This is a genomic window from Microbacterium pullorum (genome assembly GCF_014836535.1).
Classification (GTDB): Bacteria; Actinomycetota; Actinomycetes; order Actinomycetales; family Microbacteriaceae; genus Microbacterium; species Microbacterium pullorum.
The window spans coordinates 121,819-141,627 of the sequence record NZ_JACSQP010000002.1; the positions used below are offsets into that span (position 1 = coordinate 121,819).

Genomic DNA, 19,809 nt, shown 5'->3' on the forward strand with positions numbered 1-19,809 from the left:
GCTAAGCGCGGGCGAGCTCGATGAGCTCGGTGATGAGGTCGGGGTAGCTCATCCCCGTCGCGATCCAGCACTTCGGGAACATCGAGATGGGCGTGAACCCCGGCATGGTGTTCACCTCGTTGACGAAGAACTCGCTGCCGGTGAAGAAGAAGTCCACCCGCGAGAGCCCTTCGCCGCCGAGCGCTTCGAAGGCGCGCGCCGCGACGCGGCGCATCTCGGCCAGTTCCCCCTCGTGCAGCGTCGTCGGGCAGACGAGCTCGACCCCCGCCGCATCGAGGTACTTCGCGTCGAAGTCGTAGAACGCCCGTCCCGTGACGACGATCTCGCCGGGCAGGCTCACGCGCGTGGGCGCGCCGTCCCTGCCCGGCAGCACACCGCACTCGATCTCGCGGCCGACGACGGCCTGCTCGACCAGCGCGACGGAGTCCTCGGCGAAGGCCACCTCGAGCGCGGCATCCAGCTCATCCCAGCTGTCCACCTTCGAGACGCCGACGCTCGACCCTGCCCGGTTGGGCTTGACGAACACCGGCAGCCCGAGGGAACGGATGCGGCCCTCCCAGAGCGCGCGATCACGGTCGAGTTCGGCGCGCGTCACGCGGTGCCACGGCACGACCGGCACCCCCGCCGAACGCAGGATGCTCTTGGTCATGTGCTTGTCCATGCCGATGGCCGACATGAGCACGCCCCCGCCCACGTACGGCAGGTCGAGCAGCTCCAGCATCCCCTGGATCGTGCCGTCCTCGCCGAAGCGGCCGTGCAGGATCGGGAAGACCACGTCCACGTCGCCGAGGCTGCGTTCCCGGCCGTCGGCGTCGACGACACGCAGCTCGCGCGTGAGCACCGAATCGGGCCAGCGCACGCGGGTGCCGTTGTCGACGACCTCGGGCAGGCGCCCGTCGGTGAGGGTGAACTTGTCGGGGTCGTCGTCTTCGAGCACGAACGCACCGTCGCGGGTGATGCCGATCGGGATCACCCGGTAGCGGTCACGGTCGATCGCCCGCAGCACGCCTCCCGCCGTTGCGGAGCTGATCGAGTGCTCGCTGGAGCGACCTCCAAAGAGCACCGCCACCGCCGGCTTGTTCATTCTGCGTCCTCTCGCCCTGGGGCTGGTCGTCGTCTGTGGTCAGGTGCGGGGCGATGTCGCGCGGATGCATGGTGCCGTCGAGGACCATCTTGACCTGCTCGGCGATCGGCATGGCGATGCCCGCCTCGCGCGCGAGCTGCAGGATGGGCGCGACGGAGCCGAGACCCTCGGCGGTCTGGTCCATCTGCTTCACGACGTCGTGGTAGCTGTAGCCCTGGCCGAGCAGGCGCCCGGCGGTGTTGTTGCGGCTGAGCGGCGACTGGCACGTCGCGATGAGGTCGCCGAGCCCGGCGAGACCTTGCAGCGTCTCGGGCTGGGCACCCTGCGCCACCGCGAAGTCGGTCATCTCCACCAGGCCCCTGGTGATGATCGATGCCTTGGTGTTCTCGCCGTACCCGACACCGTCGACGATGCCGATGGCCACCGCGATGAGGTTCTTCAACACGCCGCCGAATTCGGTGCCGATCACGTCGGTGTTCACGAACGTGCGGAAGTAGCGGTTGCGTGCGCGGCGCGCGACAGCGTCGGCGGTCTCCTGGCTGGTCGAGGAGATGACGGCGGCCGTGGGCTGCTCTCGGGCGATCTCCAGCGCCAGGTTCGGTCCTGACGCCACGGCGATGCGCGCCGGGTCGCAGCGCAGCTCCTGCTCGATCACCTGGCTCATGCGCAGGCCGCTGCGCTTCTCGACGCCCTTCATGAGCGAGACGATCGGCACGTCGGTGCCGGCGACGAGCGGGCGCACGGCCTTGAGGTTCTGGCGCGCGGTCTGGCTGGGGATCGAGAGGTACACCTGGGTGGCGCCGTCGAGGGCCTCGGACAGATGGTGGGTCGCCGACATGGTGCGGGGCAGGTTGATGCCCGGCAGGTACTGGCTGTTGCGCTTGGCCTCGTTGATCTCGTGGGAGAGTTCGGGGCGTCGCGCCCACATGACGACGTCGGCACCGCCGTCTGCGAGGATCTTGCCGAACGTGGTGCCCCAGCTGCCGGCGCCGATCACGGCGACGCGAGGAGCTGCGCTGTCGGGTCTACGAGTCAAGGCGTCCGGTCTCCCTCTGCCCGTGGTCGTGCGGATTCCACCGCTCGGCCGGCGGCGTCTCGCCGCGGAGCTCGCCCGTGAGGTCGGCGATGCGTGCCATCACGACGTCGGTCGCCTGCACCAGCGCCGACTGGTGCCCCGCCTGTCCGGCATACGCCGACAGGTCCACGGGCGCACCGAGCAGCACCTTCACGCGCTTGCGCAGCGGCCAGAGGCTCAGCTTGCCGTAGCGCGGCATGATCTGCTGCACCCCCCATGTCGCCATCGGGATCACGGGAAGACCGCCCACGAGTGCCACGCGCACGGCCCCGGTCTTGCCGCGCATCGGCCACAGGTCGGGGTCACGGGTGAGCGTGCCCTCGGGGTAGACGATCACACCGCGCCCCGAGGCGAGCAGTCCTTCGGCCGTCTGGATGGTCTGCCTCGCACTCGACGCCGATCCGGCGCGCGCGACGGGGACCATGCCGGTCGCCCGCAGTGCCCAGCCGAGCACGGGGACGCGGAACAGGCTCTCCTTCGCCATGAAGCTGGGGGCGCGCCCCAGCCGCCACGTCGCCACCGCGACGACCAGCGGATCGATCTCGCTGTAGTGGCTGGGGGCGAGGACGTACGGCCCCTCCTCGGGAAGGTGCTCCCCGCCGGAGATCTCGATCTTGGCGAAGAGGCTCACCAGGGGGACGACGATCGCGGCCAGCGGCCAGAACACGCTGGGTCGGCGCTTCTCCGCCGAGGCACGGCGCTTACGTGACGGCGCCACGGTCAGCCGATGACGTCGAAGTCGGCGCCGAGCGCCTGGAGCTTGTCGAAGAGGTTCTCGTACCCGCGACGGATGATCCCGACGTTGCGCACGACCGACTCGCCGTCGGCAGCCAGTGCCGCGATGACGTGCGAGTAGCCGCCGCGCAGGTCGGGCACCACGATGTCGGCGCCGTGGAGCGGCGTGGGACCGGTGATGACAGCGGCCTGCTCCAGCGCGCGACGCGGCACGCGCCGGTACTCGCCTTCCAGACCGTCCGGGTGCACGACGATGTCGGCGCCCATCTTCACCAGCGCGTCGGTGAACCCGAAGCGGTTCTCGTAGACCGTCTCGTGCACGACGGACGTGCCGTGCGCCTGCGTCAGCGCCACGATGAGCGGCTGCTGCCAGTCGGTCATGAAGCCGGGGTGCACGTCGGTCTCGACGACGACGGGCTTGAGAGGTCCCCCGCGGTAGAAGCGGATGCCGCTCTCTTCGATGTCGAAGGCACCGCCGGCCTTGCGGAAGACGTTGAGGAACGTGAGCATGTCCTGCTGGCGCGCGCCGCCGACGAAGATGTCGCCGTCGGTGGCCAGTGCGGCGCACGCCCACGAGGCGGCTTCGTTGCGGTCGAAGATGCTGCGGTGGTCGTAGCCGGTGAGCGTGTCGACACCCTCGATGAAGATGACGCGGTTGGGCTCGTAGGAGATGATCGCGCCCATCTTCTGCAGCACGCCGATGAGATCCATGATCTCGGGCTCGATGGCGGCGTTGCGAAGCTCCGTCGTCCCCTTCGCACGCACGGCGGTGAGCAGCACCTGCTCGGTCGCACCCACGCTCGGGTAGGGCAGCTCGATGTTCGCGCCGTGCAACCCGTCCGGGGCGGACAGGCGGATGCCGCTGGGCTGCTTCTCGACGACGGCGCCGAACCGACGCAGCGCATCGAGGTGGAAGTTGATGGGACGGTCGCCGATGCGGCATCCACCGAGGTCGGGGATGAACGCCTGGCCGAGCAGGTGCAGCAGCGGTCCGCAGAAGAGGATCGGGATGCGCGAGGAGCCGGCGTGCGCGTCGATCTCCTCGAAGTGCGCCGACTTCGCGTCGCTCGGGTCGAGCACGAGGCTGCCGGGTTCGTCGCCGTCCTCCACGCGCACACCGTGCACCTCGAGGAGCGAGCGCACGACCTGCACGTCGCTGATGTTCGGCACGTCGCGCAGCACGCTGACGCTCTCACCGAGGAGGGCGGCGACCATCGCCTTGGTCGCGAGGTTCTTCGCGCCCTTGACGTCGACGCGTCCGACGAGGGGTCGGCCACCGCGGATCGCGATGGTGTCTCCTGTCAGCCCCTCCGCTTGCCCTTCCGACTCCTTCGTCGCCGATCGGTTCTCGCTGGGGAGTGACTTCATGCGGTAAACCTCACTTGATTGCTATCGGACCGGAAGGGTCCGCGGTCGCCATGTCTCGCGACGGGCTTCGAACTGCGCGATCGCAGCTTCGTCGCGCAGGGTGAGCCCGATGTCATCCAGACCTTCGAGCAGGCGCCATCCAGTGTAATCATCGATCTCGAACGTCAGCCGGAGGTCGCCGATCTGCGCGGTGCGCGCCTCGAGGTCGACCGTCATCTCGATCCCGGGCTGGGCGGCGATGATCGCCCACACCTTCTCGGTGTCGCTCTCGGAGATGACGCCGGTCACCAGGCCCTGCTTGCCCGCGTTGCCGCGGAAGATGTCAGCGAACCGCGGGCTGAGCACGACGCGGAATCCGTAGTCGCGCAGCGCCCAGACGGCGTGCTCACGGCTGGAGCCGGTGCCGAAGTCGGGACCGGCGACGAGGATCGAGGCGTCGCGGTACGCGGGCTGGTTGAGCACGAACTCGGGGTCCTGGCGCCAGCTGGCGAACAGGGCGTCCTCGAAGCCGGTCTTGGTGACCCGCTTGAGGTAGACCGCGGGGATGATCTGGTCGGTGTCGACCGCCGAGCGCGTCAGCGGGGCGACGACGCCGGTGTGGGTGGTGAACTTCTCCATGTCAGGCCTCCACTGCGGTGTGCGCCGGCAGATCGCTGGGGCTCGCGAGACGCCCGAGCACGGCGGTGGCCGCCGCGACGAGCGGCGAGACCAGGTGGGTGCGGCCGCCCTTGCCCTGGCGGCCCTCGAAGTTGCGGTTGCTCGTCGAGGCGCAGCGCTCCCCCGGGGCGAGCTGGTCGGGGTTCATGCCCAGGCACATGGAGCAGCCGGCGAAGCGCCATTCGGCGCCGAAGTCGACGAACACCTTGTCCAGGCCCTCCGCCTCGGCCTCGAGCCGCACGCGGGCGGAGCCGGGGACGACCATGACGCGCACGCCGTCGGCCTTGGTGCGACCCTGCACGATGGACGCGAAGGCACGCAGGTCCTCGATGCGGCTGTTGGTGCAGGAACCCATGAACACGGCATCGACCGGGACGTCCTTGAGCGGCGTGCCGGGGACGAGGTCCATGTACTCCAGCGCGCGGCGGGCGGCGGTCTGTTCGTTGGGATCCTCGAAATCCTCGGGCGCGGGGACGACGTCGCTGAGCGACACGCCCTGGCCGGGGTTGGTGCCCCACGTGACGAAGGGCTCGAGCGTGTCGGCGGCGACGAAGACCTCGGCGTCGAACACGGCGCCCTCGTCGGTGGGGAGCGTGCGCCAGTAGGCGACGGCATCCTCCCAGTCCTGCCCCTCGGGGGCGTGCGGACGACCCTTCAGGTAGGCGAACGTCGTCTCGTCGGGGGCGACCATGCCCGCGCGCGCGCCGGCCTCGATCGACATGTTGCAGATCGTCATGCGACCCTCCATCGACAGCGCACGGATCGCGCTGCCGCGGAACTCGAGCACGTAGCCCTGTCCCCCGTTCGTGCCGATCTTCGCGATGACGGCGAGGATGATGTCCTTTGCCGTGACGCCGGGCTTCAGCTCGCCCTCCACCGTGATCGCCATGGTCTTGAAGGGCTTCAGCGGCAGCGTCTGTGTGGCCAGCACATGCTCGACCTCGCTCGTGCCGATGCCGAACGCCATGGCACCGAACGCACCGTGGGTGGAGGTGTGGGAGTCACCGCAGACGACCGTCACACCGGGCATCGTGAGCCCGAGCTGCGGCCCGACGACGTGCACGATCCCCTGCTCCTTGTCGCCGAGGGAGTGCAGCCGCACACCGAACTCGGCGGCGTTGCGCCGCAGCGTCTCGATCTGCGTGCGACTGGTGAGGTCGGCGATCGGCTGGTCGATGGCCAGGGTCGGGGTGTTGTGATCCTCGGTGGCGATCGTGAGATCGAGGCGGCGCACCGGGCGGCCCTCGGCACGCAGGCCGTCGAAGGCCTGGGGGCTGGTCACCTCGTGCACGAGGTGCAGGTCGATGTAGATGAGGTCGGGACGACCGTCTTCGCCCTTGACGACGACGTGGTCGTCCCACACCTTCTCGGCGAGGGTGCGCGGGTGATCGGGGATGCGGGCAGCGACTGTGCTCATGACTGTGAAACTCTCCTTGCGAACCGGATCAAGCCCGCCAGGGACTCCGCGACGAGGAGGGGCTCAGAACGAGGCCTCGCCGCGGCCGCTAAGGAGAAGGAGAGCGATCCGCACGCGCCCACATTAGCACCGTGCGCATCGCTCCCCGTTCGCGTCAGGTGCCGGGTCGGTCGTCGGCGCGCTCGGCGGCGGCACGGTCGCGACGCTCGTCGGGCGTCTCGACGGTGGGCGGCGTGAGGTGCTCCTCGGCCACGGCGGCCGCAGCTTCCTGCGGCGTACCGGCCTTGCGCTCGCGGGACGACGCGATGAGGCTCGCAACGGTCGCGACGGTCATCGAGGCGATGATGACGCCCAGCGACATCCAGGTGGAGATGTCGGGCACCCACTCGATGTGCTCGCCACCGTTGATGAAGGGCAGCTCGTTCTCGTGCATGGCGTGGAAGATCAGCTTCACGCCGATGAAGGCGAGGATGAACGCGATGCCGTAGTGCAGGTAGCGCAGCCGGTCGAGGAGTCCTCCCAGCAGGAAGTAGAGCTGGCGCAGGCCCATGAGGGCGAAGATGTTCGCCGTGAAGACGATGAACGGGTCCTGCGTGATCCCGAAGATCGCGGGGATCGAGTCGAGCGCGAAGAGCAGGTCGGTCATGCCGATGGCGACGAAGACGATGATCATCGGGGTGAACATGCGCTTGCCGTCGACCACGGTGCGCACGTTGGCGCCGTCGTACTCGTCGGAGATGGCCACGCGCCGCCGCAACATCCGCACGACGAAGCTCTCCTTCTTCACCTCGTCATCGTGGTCCTCCCCGGGGAAGGCCTGCTTCCACGCCGTGTAGATGAGGAAGGCGCCGAACAGGTAGAAGATCGGCAGGAACTGCTCGATGATCACCGCACCCAGCAGGATGAACAGGCCGCGCAGGATGAGCGCGATGATGATGCCGACCATCAGCACCTTCTGCTGGTACTGACGCGGGACCGCGAACTGCCCCATGATCAGGACGAAGACGAAGAGGTTGTCGATCGACAGACTGTATTCGGTGAGCCAACCGGCGACGAACTGGCCGGTGACGTCACCGCTGCCGGTCACGGCGAACAGCACGAAGGCGAACACGATCGCCAGGGCCACATAGAACACGACCCACAGAGTCGACTCCTTGGCCGAGGGGATGTGGGGCCGCTTGATGATCAGGAGCAGATCGGCGATGAGGATCGCGAGCAGCACGACGTATGCGCCGATCTCGAACCAGACGGGGATCTCGAAGCCCATGGGAGCCTTTCGGAGGGTGCGGTGGATGGCCGAAAGTCTCTCCCCCGCAGGCTGCGGCGCGCGCCCGGGGCCGCTCGATCGGGACCCGTGATGACGGACGCGCGAGAACGGGATACTCCCTCTCGCTCGGACAAGGATACAGCCGCGCCCATCGGCATCCGCCCGTCGTGAGACGATCGGGCGCGGATCGACACTCTCAGGGTGAGAGACGAAAGGGAGCGCATGGCCGACCAGCAGGGTGATGCGATGCTCGTGGCCCTCGCGGCGGGCGGATCGGAACAGGCGTTCCGCACGCTCTACCGCGCCTACGTGCGGCCGGTGTACTGGGTGGCCCATGGGCTCGTGGGGACGGCTGCGGACGCCGAGGACGTCACGCAGGAGACGTTCCTCGCCGCGTGGCGGAAGCTTGCCGGGCTGGAGCTCGTCGGCAGCTCGCTGCTGCCGTGGCTCGTGACGATCTGCCGGTTCCAGGCGGCCAATCGCGTGCGTCGGCTGCAGCGAGAGCGCGAGCACACCACCGATGCCGCCGAGGAGCACCTGCCGGACACGGTGGATGTGGAGCAGCAGCTGATCGACCGCGACCTCGCCGAGCGCATTGTGGCGGCGGTGGCGCAGCTCACCCCGCTGGACCAGCAGATCTTCCGACTGTGCGCCGCCGAGGGCTACGCCTACCAGGCCGCGGCCGAGCAGCTGGGCGTCGGTCACGGCGTCGTGCGCAATCGCCTCTCCCGCATCCGAACGCGGTTGCGGACCGAGGTCACAACGGAGAGCACAGGAACGACATGACCCGACAGCCGCAGGAACCGCAGGACCCCCGGGAACCGTCGGGCCTGCCCACGCTGAGCGATGAGACGGTGACGCGCATCGAGGGCGCTGTCTTCTCCGAGATCGCCGCGACGCGGCACCACGACCTCGACGCCGCGCGCCACCGTCGGGCGCGGCGCAGTCGGTGGTGGGCCGCCGCCGGTGCGGCGGCGGCCGTCGTGATCGTCGCCGCGGTGATCGCACCGACGGTCGGCGGCCTCGTGCGCGGACCGTCGGGGGCGAGCGATTCCGCGAGCGATGGCGGGTTCGTCACGACCGACGCGTTCACCGGGATGGATTCCGGTCCCGTGGATCGGGCACCCGAGAGCATCCAAGGAGCAGCGGGCGATGTGGCCACCGACTCGGGGCCGACGAGCGATCAGGGCCGCGAAGTGATCGCGACCGCGACCGCCACTCTTGAGGTCGCAGGCGAGCCAGGTGCCGCCGGGGAGGCGGCGGATGCCGTCGCCGCGGCCGCCGAGGCCGCAGGAGGCTATGTGGAGTCGCTGAGCGTCGACGGCTCCGCCGCCGAGACGGGCGCGGGCGCCGAGGTCGTGCAGGGCGACATGATGACGATCCTCCCCTACCCGGGTACCACCGGGACGTGGGTATCGGTGCGGGTGCCCGCAGCGCAGCTGCAGACGGTGATGTCCGACCTCGACGAGCTCGGCGACGTCACGGCGTCGCAGATCTCGCGCCAGGACGTCACCACGCAGGCCGTGGATCTGCGTGCACGGGTCGAGACGGCACAGGCATCCGTCACCCGTCTCACCGAGCTGATGGCTCAGGCGGGGTCGCTGGCCGACCTGATCGCGGCGGAGAGCGCGCTGGCCGAGCGCCAGGCAGAGCTCGAGTCGTGGCAGCAGCAGCTGGAGTACCTCGACGATCAGGTGGCGCTGTCCTCGCTCACGGTGAGCATCGTCACCCCGACCGAGGCCGTCGAGGCCGACCCCGCCGGGTTCGGCGACGGGCTCGTCGCCGGCTGGAACGGACTGATCGCGACGCTCAACGGCATCGTGATCGCGCTCGGGTTCCTGCTCCCCTGGCTCGCCGTCGCCGCGGTGGTGTGGCTCGCGGTGTGGCTGGTGCTCCGCGGCATCCGCCGCCGCCGCCCCGCGCCGCCGCCGCCCGCCGCCTGACCCCGCCGCCCCCTCACCGCTGAGACGACTACGGACGGCCGAGACCATGGGTATCACCCACTGTCTCGGCCGTCCGTAGTCGTCTCACTGTGGGCGGCGCGGCGCGGCGCGGCGCGGGGCCGCGGGGGGATGCAGAAAACCCCCGGGCCGGAGACCGGGGGTTTTCTGGTGTTGTGACCCCAGCGGGATTCGAACCCGCGTTACCGCCGTGAGAGGGCGGCGTACTAGGCCGCTATACGATGGGGCCGTTTCGACAACCGTTAAAGTATGCCACGGCCCGCATGACGGCGCCAAATCGAGGTGCCCGCGCTTGTCCCCGGGCGTGTCGGAGGGTTGACTCGTCCCATGCGAGTCACCAAGCACGAACACGCGTGCCTGCGCCTGGAGCGCGACGGCAAGACGCTCATCATCGACCCCGGGAGCTTCACCCTCCCCCTCACCGACGTGCGCGGGCTCGTCGGGATCGTCCTCACCCACGAGCACCCCGACCACTGGACGCCCGACCACCTCGAGCGCCTCCGCGCGCTCGAGCCGCACGTGCCGATCTACGGACCGGCGGGCGTCGCGGCTGCGGTGACGGGGTACGACATCACCGTCGTGTCACCCGGCGACACCGTGGCGCTGGATCCGTTCACACTCAGCTTCCACGGCGGACGGCACAGCGTGATCCACGAATCGATCCCCGCCATCGACAACGTCGGCGTGCTCGTGGACGATGAGTTCTACTACCCGGGCGACAGCTACGCCGTCCCGAAGGGCGCCGACGTGCGACTGCTGGCCGCGCCCGTCGGTGCGCCGTGGCTGAAGATCGGGGAGGCGATGGACTTCGTACTCGCGGTGAAGCCGCACCGCGCCTTCGCGACACACGACATGACCCTCTCGCGCATCGGCCTGCAGATGGGGCGCGCGCGACTCACGTGGGCGACGGAGCAGGGCGGCGGGGAGTTCCTCGAACTCGAACCCGGACAAGCCTTCGACCTCTGAGCGGACCGCAGAGACGACGGATGCCGCGGGGCAGCGCCCCGCGGCATCCGTTCAGCCGGCGTGCGCCGGTGTCACTGCGCGTCGAGATCCGTCTCCAGCAGCTGCACCAGCTCGTCCAGCGCCTGCTCGGCGCCGTCGCCCTCGGCCTTGAGTGTCACGACGGTGCCGTGCGAGGCACCGAGGCCCATGAGCGACAGGATGCTGCCGGCATTCAGGTCGGGACCGCCCTCGACGGCGATGGTCACCGGGACACTCTTCTCCTGCACCGCCTGCACGAAGAGCTTCGCGGGGCGGGCGTGCAGCCCGGAGCTGCTGGCGATGGTGGCCTGACGTTCTGCCATGGTGTCCTCCTAGGGATCTCAGACGGTCGCCGGAACCGGGGCGACGGATGCCGCTTCGGCTTCGGCGAGTTCTTTCGGTGCAACCCACTTCTTCAGGGCTACGACGATGAGCGCAGTCACGACGGTACCTGCCGCCAGCGCCACCAGGAACCCCCAGATGGGGTCGATGGCGAAGAAGACGAAGATGCCGCCGTGGGGAGCGCGGGATTCGACGGCGAAGAGCATGCTCAGCGCCCCGGTGACCGCTCCGCCGACCATCGAGGCGGGGATGACTCGCAGCGGGTCTGCCGCCGCGAACGGGATCGCGCCCTCAGAGATGAACGACGCACCCAGCAGCCACGCGGCCTTGCCGTTCTCACGCTCGACCGGGGTGAACAGCTGCCGACCGAGCACCGTGGAGGCCAGTGCCATCGCCAGCGGCGGCACCATGCCGGCACACATGACGGCGGCCATGATGAGGTAGGGCGAGGTGTTGGTGGCCGAGGCGGTGCCGAGGCCGGCGACGGCGAAGGCGTACGCCACCTTGTTGACGGGGCCGCCGAGGTCGAAGCACATCATGAGACCGACGATGATGCCGACGACGACGATGAGGCCGGTGGCGGCGAGGTCGTTGAGACCGTTGGTCATCTGCTCCATGAGCCAGGCGATGGGCCGGCCGAGGAAGAGCACCATGAGTCCGGATGCCACGATCGAGGCCACGAGCGGAATGATCACGACGGGCATGAGTCCGCGCAGCCAACGCGGGGCGTCGAGGCGGCCGAGCCACCACGCGACACCACCGGCGAGCAGACCGCCCACGATGCCGCCGATGAACCCGGCGCTCATGAGCACGGCGACCGCACCGGCGACGAAACCGGGGGCGATGCCGGGACGATCGGCGATCGCGAAGGCGATGTAGCCGGCCAACGCGGCGACGAGGAAGCCCATCGACGTGTTGCCGATCATGAAGGCGACAGACCCGAGGTACTGGCCGAGCCCGCCGGCGGGGAGGTTCCAGAGCGAGTTCTCGATGATCACCGCGGCGGCATCGTTACTCACCTCGTAGCCGCCGAGCAGGAAGCCCAGCGCCATCAGCAGTCCGCCACCGGCGACGAAGGGGATCATGTAACTGACGCCGGTGAGCAGCCAACGCTGGATACGGGCCCCCACACCCAGCGTCTCTGCGGCCGACTCGGTCGTCGTCCCTGCCGCCGCGGCCGACACCCGCTGAGCGTGCGGGTCCTTCGCCGCTGCGACCGCCTCGGCGATCATCTGCGTCGGCTCTTCGATGCCGCGCTTCACGCCGGAGCGCACGAGCGGCTTGCCCGCGAACCGCTGCGGTTCGCGCACGTCCACGTCGGTCGCGAAGATCACGGCATCGGCCTGGTCGATGACGTCCTTGGGCAGCGCCTTGTAGCCGCTGGAACCCTGCGGCTCCACGACGAGGTCGATGCCGGCCTTCTTGCCCGCGGCCGTCAGTGCATCGGCGGCCATGAAGGTGTGCGCGATGCCGGTGGCGCACGCGGTGACCGCGACGATGCGCGCCGGCCGGCCGGCCACTTCGAGGTCGGGGGTGGCGGCGGGGCGCCGCCGAGTGGCGGGCTCGGCGCCCTCCGCCTGGGGGGTGGTCGCCGCCGCGGCGGCGTCGGGGGTCGCCTCGGCGGGCGTCGCCTCCTCCTCGCCGATCGCGCGCCGCACGATGTGCACGACGTCGTCAGCGCTCGTGGCGGCCCGCAACCCCGCGGTGAAGTCCTCCTGCATGAGCGAGCGGGCGAGCTTGGAGAGCACCGCGAGGTGCGCTTCCGCGGCATCGGCGGGTGCCGCAATCAGGAAGACGAGGTCGGCGGGACCGTCGGGCGCGCCGAAGGCGACCCCGGGCGACAGTCGCGCGAAGGCGAGCGACGGCACCGTGACCGCAGCGCTCTTCGCGTGCGGAATGGCGATGCCGCCGGGCAGCCCCGTCTCGTCCTTCTGCTCGCGCGCCCAGGCGTCGGCGGCGAGGGCATCGGCATCGGTCGCGCGGCCCTGTGCCGCCACCCGCGCGGCCAGGGCGCGGATGACCGCCTGCTTGTCGTCGCCGAGCGGCTCGTCGAGGCTGACGAGTTCGGTGGTGATGGTTTCGGTCATGATGACCTCCTGTGTGGCGGGAGCGGGTCAGACATCGAGGGCTCGCACCGGCACGTCGCCGGTGGGAAGGTCACGCGGGGTGGGTGCCTGCGTGCCGGGCAGCGTCGTGGCGGCGGCGCCGTAACGGATGGCGGTGCGCAGGCACTCGGCGGGAGCGGCGCCGCGGGTGTCGGCGATGAGGTAGCCCGCCAGCGAACTGTCACCGGCCCCCACCGTGCTCTGCACGCGGATGCGGGGCGGGCGGCCCGCCCACGCTCCGTCGGCCGTGATGAGCACCGCGCCATCACCGCCGAGGGTCACCAGCGCCGCGCCGACCCTCTCGGGCACGAGGCGCCGGGCGACCGGGAGCACGGCAGCGACGAGGTCGGCGGCGGCGGCATCGAGCGCGATGCCGACGAGGTCGGCGAGCTCGTGCTCATTCGGCTTGATGAGGTCGGGGTGGGCCCGCTCGACGACGGCAGACAGCGCAGGACCCGACGTGTCCACCGCGATGCGGGGCGCGGCATCGCCCCACCGCTCGCGCACGGCATCGATGACCTCCACGTAGAAGTCGTCGGGCACGCCCGGCGGGAGGGAGCCGGCGAGGACGAGCCAGTGGGCGTGCGCGCACGCGTCGACGACCGCGGCGATCACGGCGGCACGCTCGGGGTCGGTGAGCCTGGCGCCGGGGAGGTTGAGCTTGGTGGTCTCACCGGCCGGGTCGGTGATCGTGATGTTCGCGCGCACGTGGCCGGCGACGGGTACGGTCACCAGCGGCACACCGGTGCCGTGCAGCGACACCGCGAACGGGTCGTCTGCGGCCAGCGGCAGCACGGCGAGCGTCGGCGCGTCGGATGCCGCGGCGACGCGGGAGACGTTGATCCCCTTGCCTCCGGCATCCTCACGAGCGCCCCGCGCGGCCTGCACGCTCCCGACCTCGAGCGGCGCCTCGAGCGCGACGGTGCGATCGAGCGACGGGTTGGCGGTCACGGTGACGATCATGCGGTCCACACCTCCGTACCTGCGTCCTCCAGTGCCGCGCCGAGCGCGGACGCCGGGGCGCGGTCGGTCACGACGACGTCGACGTCCTCGAGGCCGGCGAAGGTCACCAGCAGCTCGACGTCGAACTTCTCCGCGTCGCTGACGACCACCACTCGGCGCGAGCTGCGCACGATCGCACGCTTGACGGCCGCCTCGTCGGGGTCGGGCGTGCTCAGCCCGAATCCCTGCGACAGCCCGTTGGTGCCGATGAAGGCGACGTCGGGACGCAGTCCCTCGATCGCGCGCACGGTGTGCGAGCCGACGGCAGCGGCGGTGAGCCCGCGCACGCGTCCACCGATGACGGTGAGCGAGAGCCGCGGCGACCCCGCGAGCACGTTGGCCAACGGCATGGCATGCGTGACCACCTCGGCGGTGCCGTCGGTCTCAGCCAGGCGGGTGGGAAGGAGGGAGGCGACGGCGGCGGTCGTGGTGCCGGCGTCGAGGAAGATCGAGCCGCGGAAGCCGTCGCCGAGCACGTCGAGAGCCCGCTGTGCGATGGCGAGCTTCGCCGCCCCGCGCTGGGTCGAGCGCTCTGCGAGCGAGGGTTCCACGACGCTCGTGCGATCGCGCGCCACTGCGCCCCCGTGCACGCGGCGCAGGGCCCCGGCACGCTCGAGCTGGTCGAGGTCGCGACGCACCGTCTCGGTCGTGACGCCGAACCGGTCGGCGAGGTCGACGACGGCCACCCGGCCGTCCTGGGTGACCAGGCGCTCGATCAGTTGGTGGCGCTCCATCGCGTACACGGTCGTCCTTTCTTCGGATTCGACCACACGATACAACACAAACAAAGACACCCACAAGGGCCGTCATCTGTGTTTACGTGGTTTCATCCCGAAACCGAAGGGAGATCCGCGACCTCGGTGCAGTGCGTGACCGAACGCGTCCGGAAACGACGAAACCCCCGGTTTCCCGGGGGTTTTCGTCTTGCTGGGGTACCTGGACTCGAACCAAGAACAACGGAACCAGAAACCGCCGTGTTGCCAATTACACCATACCCCATCGGTTCGAAGTCGCCCTCGCACCGAAGATCAAGCATAGCCGATCCTGAGCCCTGGCACGAACCGGCGGCGCGCCGGGCGTGGCGCGGCCGCGATCAGCCGATGCGCTGCACCAGCGCGCCGAGTCGGCGGATCGTCTCGGCTTTGCCGAGGAGCTCCATCGACTCGAACAGCGGCGGCGAGATGCGACGGCCGCTGAGCGCCACGCGCAGCGGACCATAGGCGACGCGGGGCTTGAGCCCCAACCCTTCGATGAGGGCGCCGGCCAAGGCTTCCTGCACCGCGGCGGCCGTGAAGGACTGCTCGGGAACCAGTTCGAGTGCGCCGACGGATGCCACGATCACCTCGCCCGCGTTCGCGGGCAGCGACGCGAGCGCGTCGTCCTGGTAGTCGATCTCGTCGGTGAAGAGGAACCCGAGGAGCGCCGGCACCTCGCCGAGCAGCTGCACGCGCTCCTGCACGAGGGGGGCTGCCGCGGTGATCATCTGCTGCTGCGCGGCGGTGGGCGGGTCGGCGACGATCCCCTCGGCCACGAGGTACGGGACGATGCGCGCCGCGAAGTCGGCGGCATCCAGCATGCGGATGTGGTCGCCGTTGATCGATTCGGCCTTCTTCTGGTCGAAGCGCGCCGGGTTCGGGTTGACGTCGGCGATGTCGAAGGCGGCGATGAACTCCTCGAGGGAGAACACGTCACGGTCGTGCGAGAGCGACCACCCGAGGAGGGCGAGGTAGTTGAGCAGACCCTCGTGGATGAAGCCCTTGTCGCGCTGCAGGAACAGGTCGGCCTTCGGGTCGCGCTTGGAGAGCTTCTTGTTGCCCACTTCTCCCAGCACGAGCGGCATGTGACCGAAGCGCGGCACGAAGGTGGTGACGCCGGCGTCGATGAGCGCGCTGTACAGCGCCAGCTGGCGCGCCGTGGAGGGCATGAGGTCCTCGCCGCGGATGACGTGGGTGATGCCCATCAGCGCGTCGTCCACCGGGTTGGTGAAGGTGTACAGCGGCTGACCGCCCGCGCGCACCACCACGAAGTCGGGGAAGGATCCGGCGGGGAAGGTGACCTCGCCACGGATGAGGTCGACGTAGGTGAGGTCCTCGTCGGGAACGCGCAGTCGCCACGCGGGCTCGCGCCCCTCGGCGCGGAAGGCGGCCTTCTGCTCATCGGTGAGCGTGCGGTCGTAGTTGTCGTAGCCCAGCTGCTTGGCCCGACCGTTGGCCTCGTTGCGGGCGTCGATCTCCTCGGCGGTCGAGTAGGACTCGTACACCGCGCCCGAGGCGATCAGCTGCTGCAGCACGCCGGCGTAGATGTCCCCGCGCTGCGACTGGCGGTACGGCGCGTGCGGGCCGCCCTTCTCCACGCCCTCGTCCCAATCGATCTCGAGCCACGTGAGCGCGTCGACGAGCTGACGGTAGCTCTCCTCGCTGTCCCGCGCGGCGTCGGTGTCCTCCACCCGGAAGATCAGCTTGCCGCCGGTGTGGCGCGCGTACCCCCAGTTGTAGAGGGCCGTGCGCACCATGCCGACGTGCGGCAGTCCGGTGGGCGACGGGCAGAACCGAACGCGGACGTCGGTACCGGAGGCGGTCGTGGTCAGGGGGTGCGGTGCAGAGGACATCACGGTCCAGTCTAGTTGCGCACCCCGCCTCGCCGCGGGCGGTCAGCGGCGACCGGCAGGGGCGAGCACCACCACGACGGCGACCGCGACGAGGGCCACGAGGGCAAGCCCGCCGTAGCCGATGACCCCCAGCACCGCGCCGGCGCCGATCGCGCCGAGAGCGCCCACGAGGTTCATGGCCAGGTCGCTCCGACCCTGGCGCCGGGTGCGGTGCGCGTCATCGGAGGTCTCGGTCAGCAGCGCCGCTCCCGCCACGGTCGACGCGCTCCAACCGAGGCCCAGCAGCACGAGACCCACCGTGACGAGGACCGTGGAGTCTTGACCGACGGCGGCCACCAGAAGGGATGCCGCGAGCAGCCCCTGCCCGACGAGGATCGTGGGGATGCGCCCCAGCCGGTCGGCCAGCAGCCCGAACACCGGCGACAGCGCGTACATGCCGGCGATGTGCAGGCTGATCGTGAGCCCCACGACCGACAGTTCCGCACCGTGGTGGATGAGGTGCACCGGTGTCATCGCCATGACGGCCACCATGACGCCGTGACTCGCGGCGATCGCCGTGATCGCGTAGCGGGCGGCGAGCGGTCGGTCGGTCTTCGCGATCGTGCGGGCGCTCGCCGACGCCTCCCGCGCGAGTCGGTGTGCGAGCAGCAGCGGGTCGGGTCGGAGCGCGGTGAGGTACAGCGCGATGCCCAGCAGCTGCGCCGCGATCGTGAACAGATAGGGGCCGGTCAGCGGCGGCATCCCCACCACGGCGCCGAGCGCCTCCCCCGGTCCGACGAGGTTGGGTCCGAGCACGGCGCCGATCGTGGTCGCCCAGACCACGAGCGAGAGATCCCGCCCGCGCGAGGCATCGGTGGCGAGGTCGGTCGCGGCGAACCGCGACTGCAGGTTCGCGGCCTGGCCGGCGCCGATGAGCGCGAAGGCCACCAGCAGCAGGGCGAACTGGTGAAGCGACACCGCCACGACGACGAGTGCGACGCCGACCAGCGCGATGAGCATGCCGGAGGCGAGCGAGACGCGTCGGCCGCGTCGGCGCGCCAGCGCCGCCAGGGGCACGGCCAGCGCCGCCGCCCCGAGTGTCACCGCCGCCGTCGCGAGCCCCGAGAGGGTGTCGTCACCGGAGATGTCCGCCGCCAGCACCGCGCCGAGCGAGATCGTGGCGCCGAACGCGATGCCGCCCAGCACCTGCCCGAGGGCGAGCACCGCGACGGTGCGGCGACGGATGCGGGTGAGATCGAGCCCGTCGGGACGGGTGTGCTCAGGCATCCCGCGCGGTGTTGCGCAGGATGCCGAGGCCGGTGATCTCCACCTCCACCACGTCGCCTGCCACGAACGGGCCGACCCCCGCCGGCGTGCCGGTGAGGATGACGTCACCGGGCAGCAGCGTGAACGCGGCGGATGCGTACGCGATCACATCGGCGACGGAGTGCACCATGTCGGTGAGGGGACCGTCCTGACGCACCTCTCCGTTGACGCGGGTGACCACTCGGGCAGGGCCGGTGAGGTCGAACTCCGTCTCGATCACGGGGCCGAGCGGGCAGAACGTGTCGAAGCCCTTGGCACGGGCCCACTGCCCGTCGCTCTGCTGCAGATCCCGCGCGGTGACGTCGTTGGCGATCGTGTACCCGAAGACGTAGTCCAGCGCCCGCTCGGCGGGTACGTTTTTGGCCACGCGGCCGATGACGACGGCGAGTTCGCCCTCGTAGTCGGTGCGCTCGGACTGCGTGGGACGCACGATCGTGTCACCCGGGCCGATGACCGAGGTGTTCGGCTTGAAGAACAGCAGCGGCGCTGCGGGCGCCTCACCGCCCATCTCGGCCGCGTGGTCGCGATAGTTCTTGCCCACGCAGACGATCTTGGACCGCGGGATCACCGGGGCGAGCAGCGTCACCTCCGACACCGGGACGCGCTGTCCCGTCGTCTCGAAACCGGCGAACAGCGGGTCGCCCGCGAGGACGACCAGGTCGCCTTCGTCGAGGATGCCGTAGGTGATGACGTCCTGGTGGCTGAAGCGTGCGATTCTCACCCGCCCAGCCTAGACGCGCGGGCGCCTGAGCGCCCGTGCGCCGCTCACGCGTCCAGACGCACCAGCCAGCCGTGACGGTCGTCGGCGCGCCCGTACTGGATGTCGGTGAGCTCTTGGCGCAGCGACAGCGCCAGCTCGCCCACGGGCTGCTCGTCGACGAAGTCGGCGCCCTTGAGCTGACCGATGGGGGCGACGACGGCGGCGGTGCCGCACGCGAAGACCTCGACGATGTCTCCGGATGCCACGCCCGCGCGCCACTCATCGATCGACACGTTGCGACCCTCCACGCGGTGGCCGCGGTCGGCGGCGAGCTGCAGCAGCGAGTCGCGCGTGATGCCCTCGAGGATCGAGTCGGACTGCGGGGTCACGATCGTGCCGTCCTTGTAGACGAACACGATGTTCATACCACCGAGCTCCTCGACGTTGCGGTCGGCGTCGAGGAAGACCACCTGGTCGCAGCCCTGCTCGTAGGCCTGGGCCTGCGGCAGCAGGCTGGCGGCGTAGTTGCCGCCCGTCTTGGCCGCCCCCGTGCCGCCCTTGCCTGCGCGGGAGTAGTCCTCGCTGAGCCAGATCGACACCGGCTTCGCACCGCCCTTGAAGTACGCCGCGACGGGGCTCGCGATGAGGTAGTAGCCCACCTTGTTGGCGGGGCGGACGCCGAGGAAGGCCTCTTTGGCGAACATGAACGGGCGCAGGTACAGGCTCTGGTCCTCGCCTGCAGGCACCCAGTCGCCGTCGATGGCGATGAGCTCGCGCAGCGACTGCAGGAAGTACTCGACGGGCAGTTCCGGCAGCGCGAGGCGACGGGCGCTGCGCTGCAGGCGCCGGGCGTTCTGGTCGGGACGGAAGGTGTGGATGGAGCCGTCGGCGTGACGGTAGGCCTTGATGCCCTCGAAGACCTCTTGCCCGTAGTGCAGCACGGCGGCTGCGGGATCCAGTGCGATCGGGCCGTACGGCTGCACGCGCGGGCGGTGCCAGCCGCCGCGCACCGACCAGCAGATGTCGACCATGTGGTCGGTGAAGACGGTGCCGAAGCTCGGGTCGCGCAGGATCTCGGCGCGCTCGGCCGGGGTCTTGGCCGCCAGGTTGCGGGTGCGGGCGAACTCGAGGGGCGCAAGCCCCGCGTCGGAATCGAGAAGGGTCATGTCAGGTCCTGTCGCGTGGGGCGCCGACGGCGC

General features: G+C 70.1%; 18 protein-coding genes and 2 tRNA genes. 3 read left to right on the top strand and 17 right to left on the bottom strand.

Annotation, left to right across the window (positions count from 1 at the left end; translation table 11 throughout):
* Nucleotide 1: 1 nt before the first annotated feature.
* The 7 genes from H9651_RS03195 to H9651_RS03225 all read right to left on the bottom strand — a co-directional run bounded on the left by H9651_RS03195 (nucleotide 2) and on the right by H9651_RS03225 (nucleotide 7,603).
* Complete coding sequence (locus H9651_RS03195; RefSeq protein ID WP_191717666.1) at nucleotides 2-1,084, bottom strand: D-alanine--D-alanine ligase family protein; 1,083 nt, start codon at nucleotides 1,082-1,084, stop codon at nucleotides 2-4.
* Complete coding sequence (locus H9651_RS03200; protein ID WP_191717667.1) at nucleotides 984-2,120, bottom strand: NAD(P)H-dependent glycerol-3-phosphate dehydrogenase; 1,137 nt, start codon at nucleotides 2,118-2,120, stop codon at nucleotides 984-986. The genes H9651_RS03195 and H9651_RS03200 overlap by 101 nt, the downstream gene beginning before the upstream one ends.
* On the bottom strand, nucleotides 2,110-2,877 hold the full coding sequence (locus H9651_RS03205) for a lysophospholipid acyltransferase family protein (RefSeq protein ID WP_404802985.1): 768 nt from the start codon (nucleotides 2,875-2,877) through the stop codon (nucleotides 2,110-2,112). Before H9651_RS03205 ends, H9651_RS03200 begins: the two co-directional genes overlap by 11 nt.
* A gap of 2 nt (nucleotides 2,878-2,879) precedes the next feature.
* Nucleotides 2,880-4,262 (bottom strand): UDP-N-acetylglucosamine 1-carboxyvinyltransferase, encoded by a 1,383-nt coding sequence (gene murA / locus H9651_RS03210; RefSeq protein ID WP_191717668.1) that lies wholly within the window; start codon nucleotides 4,260-4,262, stop codon nucleotides 2,880-2,882.
* 21 nt (nucleotides 4,263-4,283) lie between these two features.
* A complete protein-coding gene (gene leuD, locus H9651_RS03215) occupies nucleotides 4,284-4,880 on the bottom strand; it encodes a 3-isopropylmalate dehydratase small subunit (RefSeq protein WP_191717669.1) in 597 nt (198 codons plus the stop codon).
* A 1-nt stretch (nucleotide 4,881) separates the two neighbouring features.
* The gene (leuC, locus tag H9651_RS03220) at nucleotides 4,882-6,336 is read right to left on the bottom strand and encodes a 3-isopropylmalate dehydratase large subunit (protein ID WP_191717670.1); all 1,455 of its coding nucleotides are present in this window, start codon (nucleotides 6,334-6,336) and stop codon (nucleotides 4,882-4,884) included.
* Between the two features lie 154 nt (nucleotides 6,337-6,490).
* Entirely contained in the window at nucleotides 6,491-7,603 is a 1,113-nt protein-coding gene (locus H9651_RS03225; RefSeq protein WP_191717671.1) for a TerC/Alx family metal homeostasis membrane protein, read from the bottom strand.
* 222 nt (nucleotides 7,604-7,825) lie between these two features.
* Between H9651_RS03225 and H9651_RS03230 the strand changes: the two genes are divergently transcribed.
* Both H9651_RS03230 and H9651_RS03235 read left to right on the top strand, forming a co-directional pair.
* Complete coding sequence (locus H9651_RS03230) at nucleotides 7,826-8,389, top strand: RNA polymerase sigma factor (RefSeq protein WP_191717672.1); 564 nt, start codon at nucleotides 7,826-7,828, stop codon at nucleotides 8,387-8,389.
* Nucleotides 8,386-9,546 (top strand): DUF4349 domain-containing protein, encoded by a 1,161-nt coding sequence (locus tag H9651_RS03235; protein ID WP_191717673.1) that lies wholly within the window; start codon nucleotides 8,386-8,388, stop codon nucleotides 9,544-9,546. The genes H9651_RS03230 and H9651_RS03235 overlap by 4 nt, the downstream gene beginning before the upstream one ends.
* A 174-nt stretch (nucleotides 9,547-9,720) precedes the next feature.
* Here H9651_RS03235 and H9651_RS03240 read toward each other — a convergent pair.
* Nucleotides 9,721-9,793, bottom strand: a tRNA-Glu gene (locus H9651_RS03240).
* A gap of 98 nt (nucleotides 9,794-9,891) precedes the next feature.
* Here H9651_RS03240 and H9651_RS03245 point away from each other — a divergent pair.
* Nucleotides 9,892-10,530 (top strand): MBL fold metallo-hydrolase, encoded by a 639-nt coding sequence (locus H9651_RS03245; RefSeq protein ID WP_191717674.1) that lies wholly within the window; start codon nucleotides 9,892-9,894, stop codon nucleotides 10,528-10,530.
* Between the two features lie 71 nt (nucleotides 10,531-10,601).
* Here H9651_RS03245 and H9651_RS03250 read toward each other — a convergent pair whose 3' ends face one another.
* The 9 genes from H9651_RS03250 to H9651_RS03290 form a co-directional block, all read right to left on the bottom strand.
* The gene (locus H9651_RS03250) at nucleotides 10,602-10,871 is read right to left on the bottom strand and encodes an HPr family phosphocarrier protein (RefSeq protein ID WP_191717675.1); all 270 of its coding nucleotides are present in this window, start codon (nucleotides 10,869-10,871) and stop codon (nucleotides 10,602-10,604) included.
* 18 nt (nucleotides 10,872-10,889) lie between these two features.
* Nucleotides 10,890-12,977 carry a PTS fructose transporter subunit IIABC gene (locus tag H9651_RS03255; RefSeq protein ID WP_191717676.1) on the bottom strand — a complete coding sequence of 696 codons (2,088 nt, stop codon included), beginning with the start codon at nucleotides 12,975-12,977 and terminating at the stop codon, nucleotides 10,890-10,892.
* Between the two features lie 27 nt (nucleotides 12,978-13,004).
* A complete protein-coding gene (gene pfkB / locus H9651_RS03260; RefSeq protein ID WP_191717677.1) occupies nucleotides 13,005-13,958 on the bottom strand; it encodes a 1-phosphofructokinase in 954 nt (317 codons plus the stop codon).
* Complete coding sequence (locus H9651_RS03265; RefSeq protein WP_191717964.1) at nucleotides 13,955-14,740, bottom strand: DeoR/GlpR family DNA-binding transcription regulator; 786 nt, start codon at nucleotides 14,738-14,740, stop codon at nucleotides 13,955-13,957. The genes pfkB and H9651_RS03265 overlap by 4 nt, the downstream gene beginning before the upstream one ends.
* A 184-nt stretch (nucleotides 14,741-14,924) precedes the next feature.
* Nucleotides 14,925-14,996 (bottom strand) — tRNA-Gln (locus H9651_RS03270).
* Nucleotides 14,997-15,090: 94 nt separating this feature from the next.
* On the bottom strand, nucleotides 15,091-16,605 hold the full coding sequence (gene gltX, locus H9651_RS03275; RefSeq protein ID WP_191717678.1) for a glutamate--tRNA ligase: 1,515 nt from the start codon (nucleotides 16,603-16,605) through the stop codon (nucleotides 15,091-15,093).
* 42 nt (nucleotides 16,606-16,647) lie between these two features.
* Nucleotides 16,648-17,871: an MFS transporter gene (locus tag H9651_RS03280; RefSeq protein ID WP_191717679.1), complete on the bottom strand. Its 1,224-nt coding sequence runs from the start codon at nucleotides 17,869-17,871 to the stop codon at nucleotides 16,648-16,650.
* Nucleotides 17,864-18,631 carry a fumarylacetoacetate hydrolase family protein gene (locus H9651_RS03285; RefSeq protein ID WP_191717680.1) on the bottom strand — a complete coding sequence of 256 codons (768 nt, stop codon included), beginning with the start codon at nucleotides 18,629-18,631 and terminating at the stop codon, nucleotides 17,864-17,866. Before H9651_RS03285 ends, H9651_RS03280 begins: the two co-directional genes overlap by 8 nt.
* Nucleotides 18,632-18,675: 44 nt before the next feature.
* Nucleotides 18,676-19,776: a branched-chain amino acid aminotransferase gene (locus tag H9651_RS03290; RefSeq protein ID WP_191717681.1), complete on the bottom strand. Its 1,101-nt coding sequence runs from the start codon at nucleotides 19,774-19,776 to the stop codon at nucleotides 18,676-18,678.
* Nucleotides 19,777-19,809 lie beyond the last annotated feature (33 nt).

Coding starts and splice junctions, on each gene's coding strand:
- murA (WP_191717668.1), bottom strand. CDS start 4,262: ATGAAGTCACTCCCCAGCGAGAACCGATCGGCGACGAAGGAGTCGGAA.
- H9651_RS03230 (WP_191717672.1), top strand. CDS start 7,826: ATGGCCGACCAGCAGGGTGATGCGATGCTCGTGGCCCTCGCGGCGGGC.
- H9651_RS03255 (WP_191717676.1), bottom strand. CDS start 12,977: ATGACCGAAACCATCACCACCGAACTCGTCAGCCTCGACGAGCCGCTC.
- leuD (WP_191717669.1), bottom strand. CDS start 4,880: ATGGAGAAGTTCACCACCCACACCGGCGTCGTCGCCCCGCTGACGCGC.
- H9651_RS03195 (WP_191717666.1), bottom strand. CDS start 1,084: ATGAACAAGCCGGCGGTGGCGGTGCTCTTTGGAGGTCGCTCCAGCGAG.
- pfkB (WP_191717677.1), bottom strand. CDS start 13,958: ATGATCGTCACCGTGACCGCCAACCCGTCGCTCGATCGCACCGTCGCG.
- H9651_RS03250 (WP_191717675.1), bottom strand. CDS start 10,871: ATGGCAGAACGTCAGGCCACCATCGCCAGCAGCTCCGGGCTGCACGCC.
- H9651_RS03245 (WP_191717674.1), top strand. CDS start 9,892: ATGCGAGTCACCAAGCACGAACACGCGTGCCTGCGCCTGGAGCGCGAC.
- leuC (WP_191717670.1), bottom strand. CDS start 6,336: ATGAGCACAGTCGCTGCCCGCATCCCCGATCACCCGCGCACCCTCGCC.
- H9651_RS03225 (WP_191717671.1), bottom strand. CDS start 7,603: ATGGGCTTCGAGATCCCCGTCTGGTTCGAGATCGGCGCATACGTCGTG.
- H9651_RS03290 (WP_191717681.1), bottom strand. CDS start 19,776: ATGACCCTTCTCGATTCCGACGCGGGGCTTGCGCCCCTCGAGTTCGCC.
- H9651_RS03280 (WP_191717679.1), bottom strand. CDS start 17,871: ATGCCTGAGCACACCCGTCCCGACGGGCTCGATCTCACCCGCATCCGT.
- H9651_RS03235 (WP_191717673.1), top strand. CDS start 8,386: ATGACCCGACAGCCGCAGGAACCGCAGGACCCCCGGGAACCGTCGGGC.
- gltX (WP_191717678.1), bottom strand. CDS start 16,605: ATGTCCTCTGCACCGCACCCCCTGACCACGACCGCCTCCGGTACCGAC.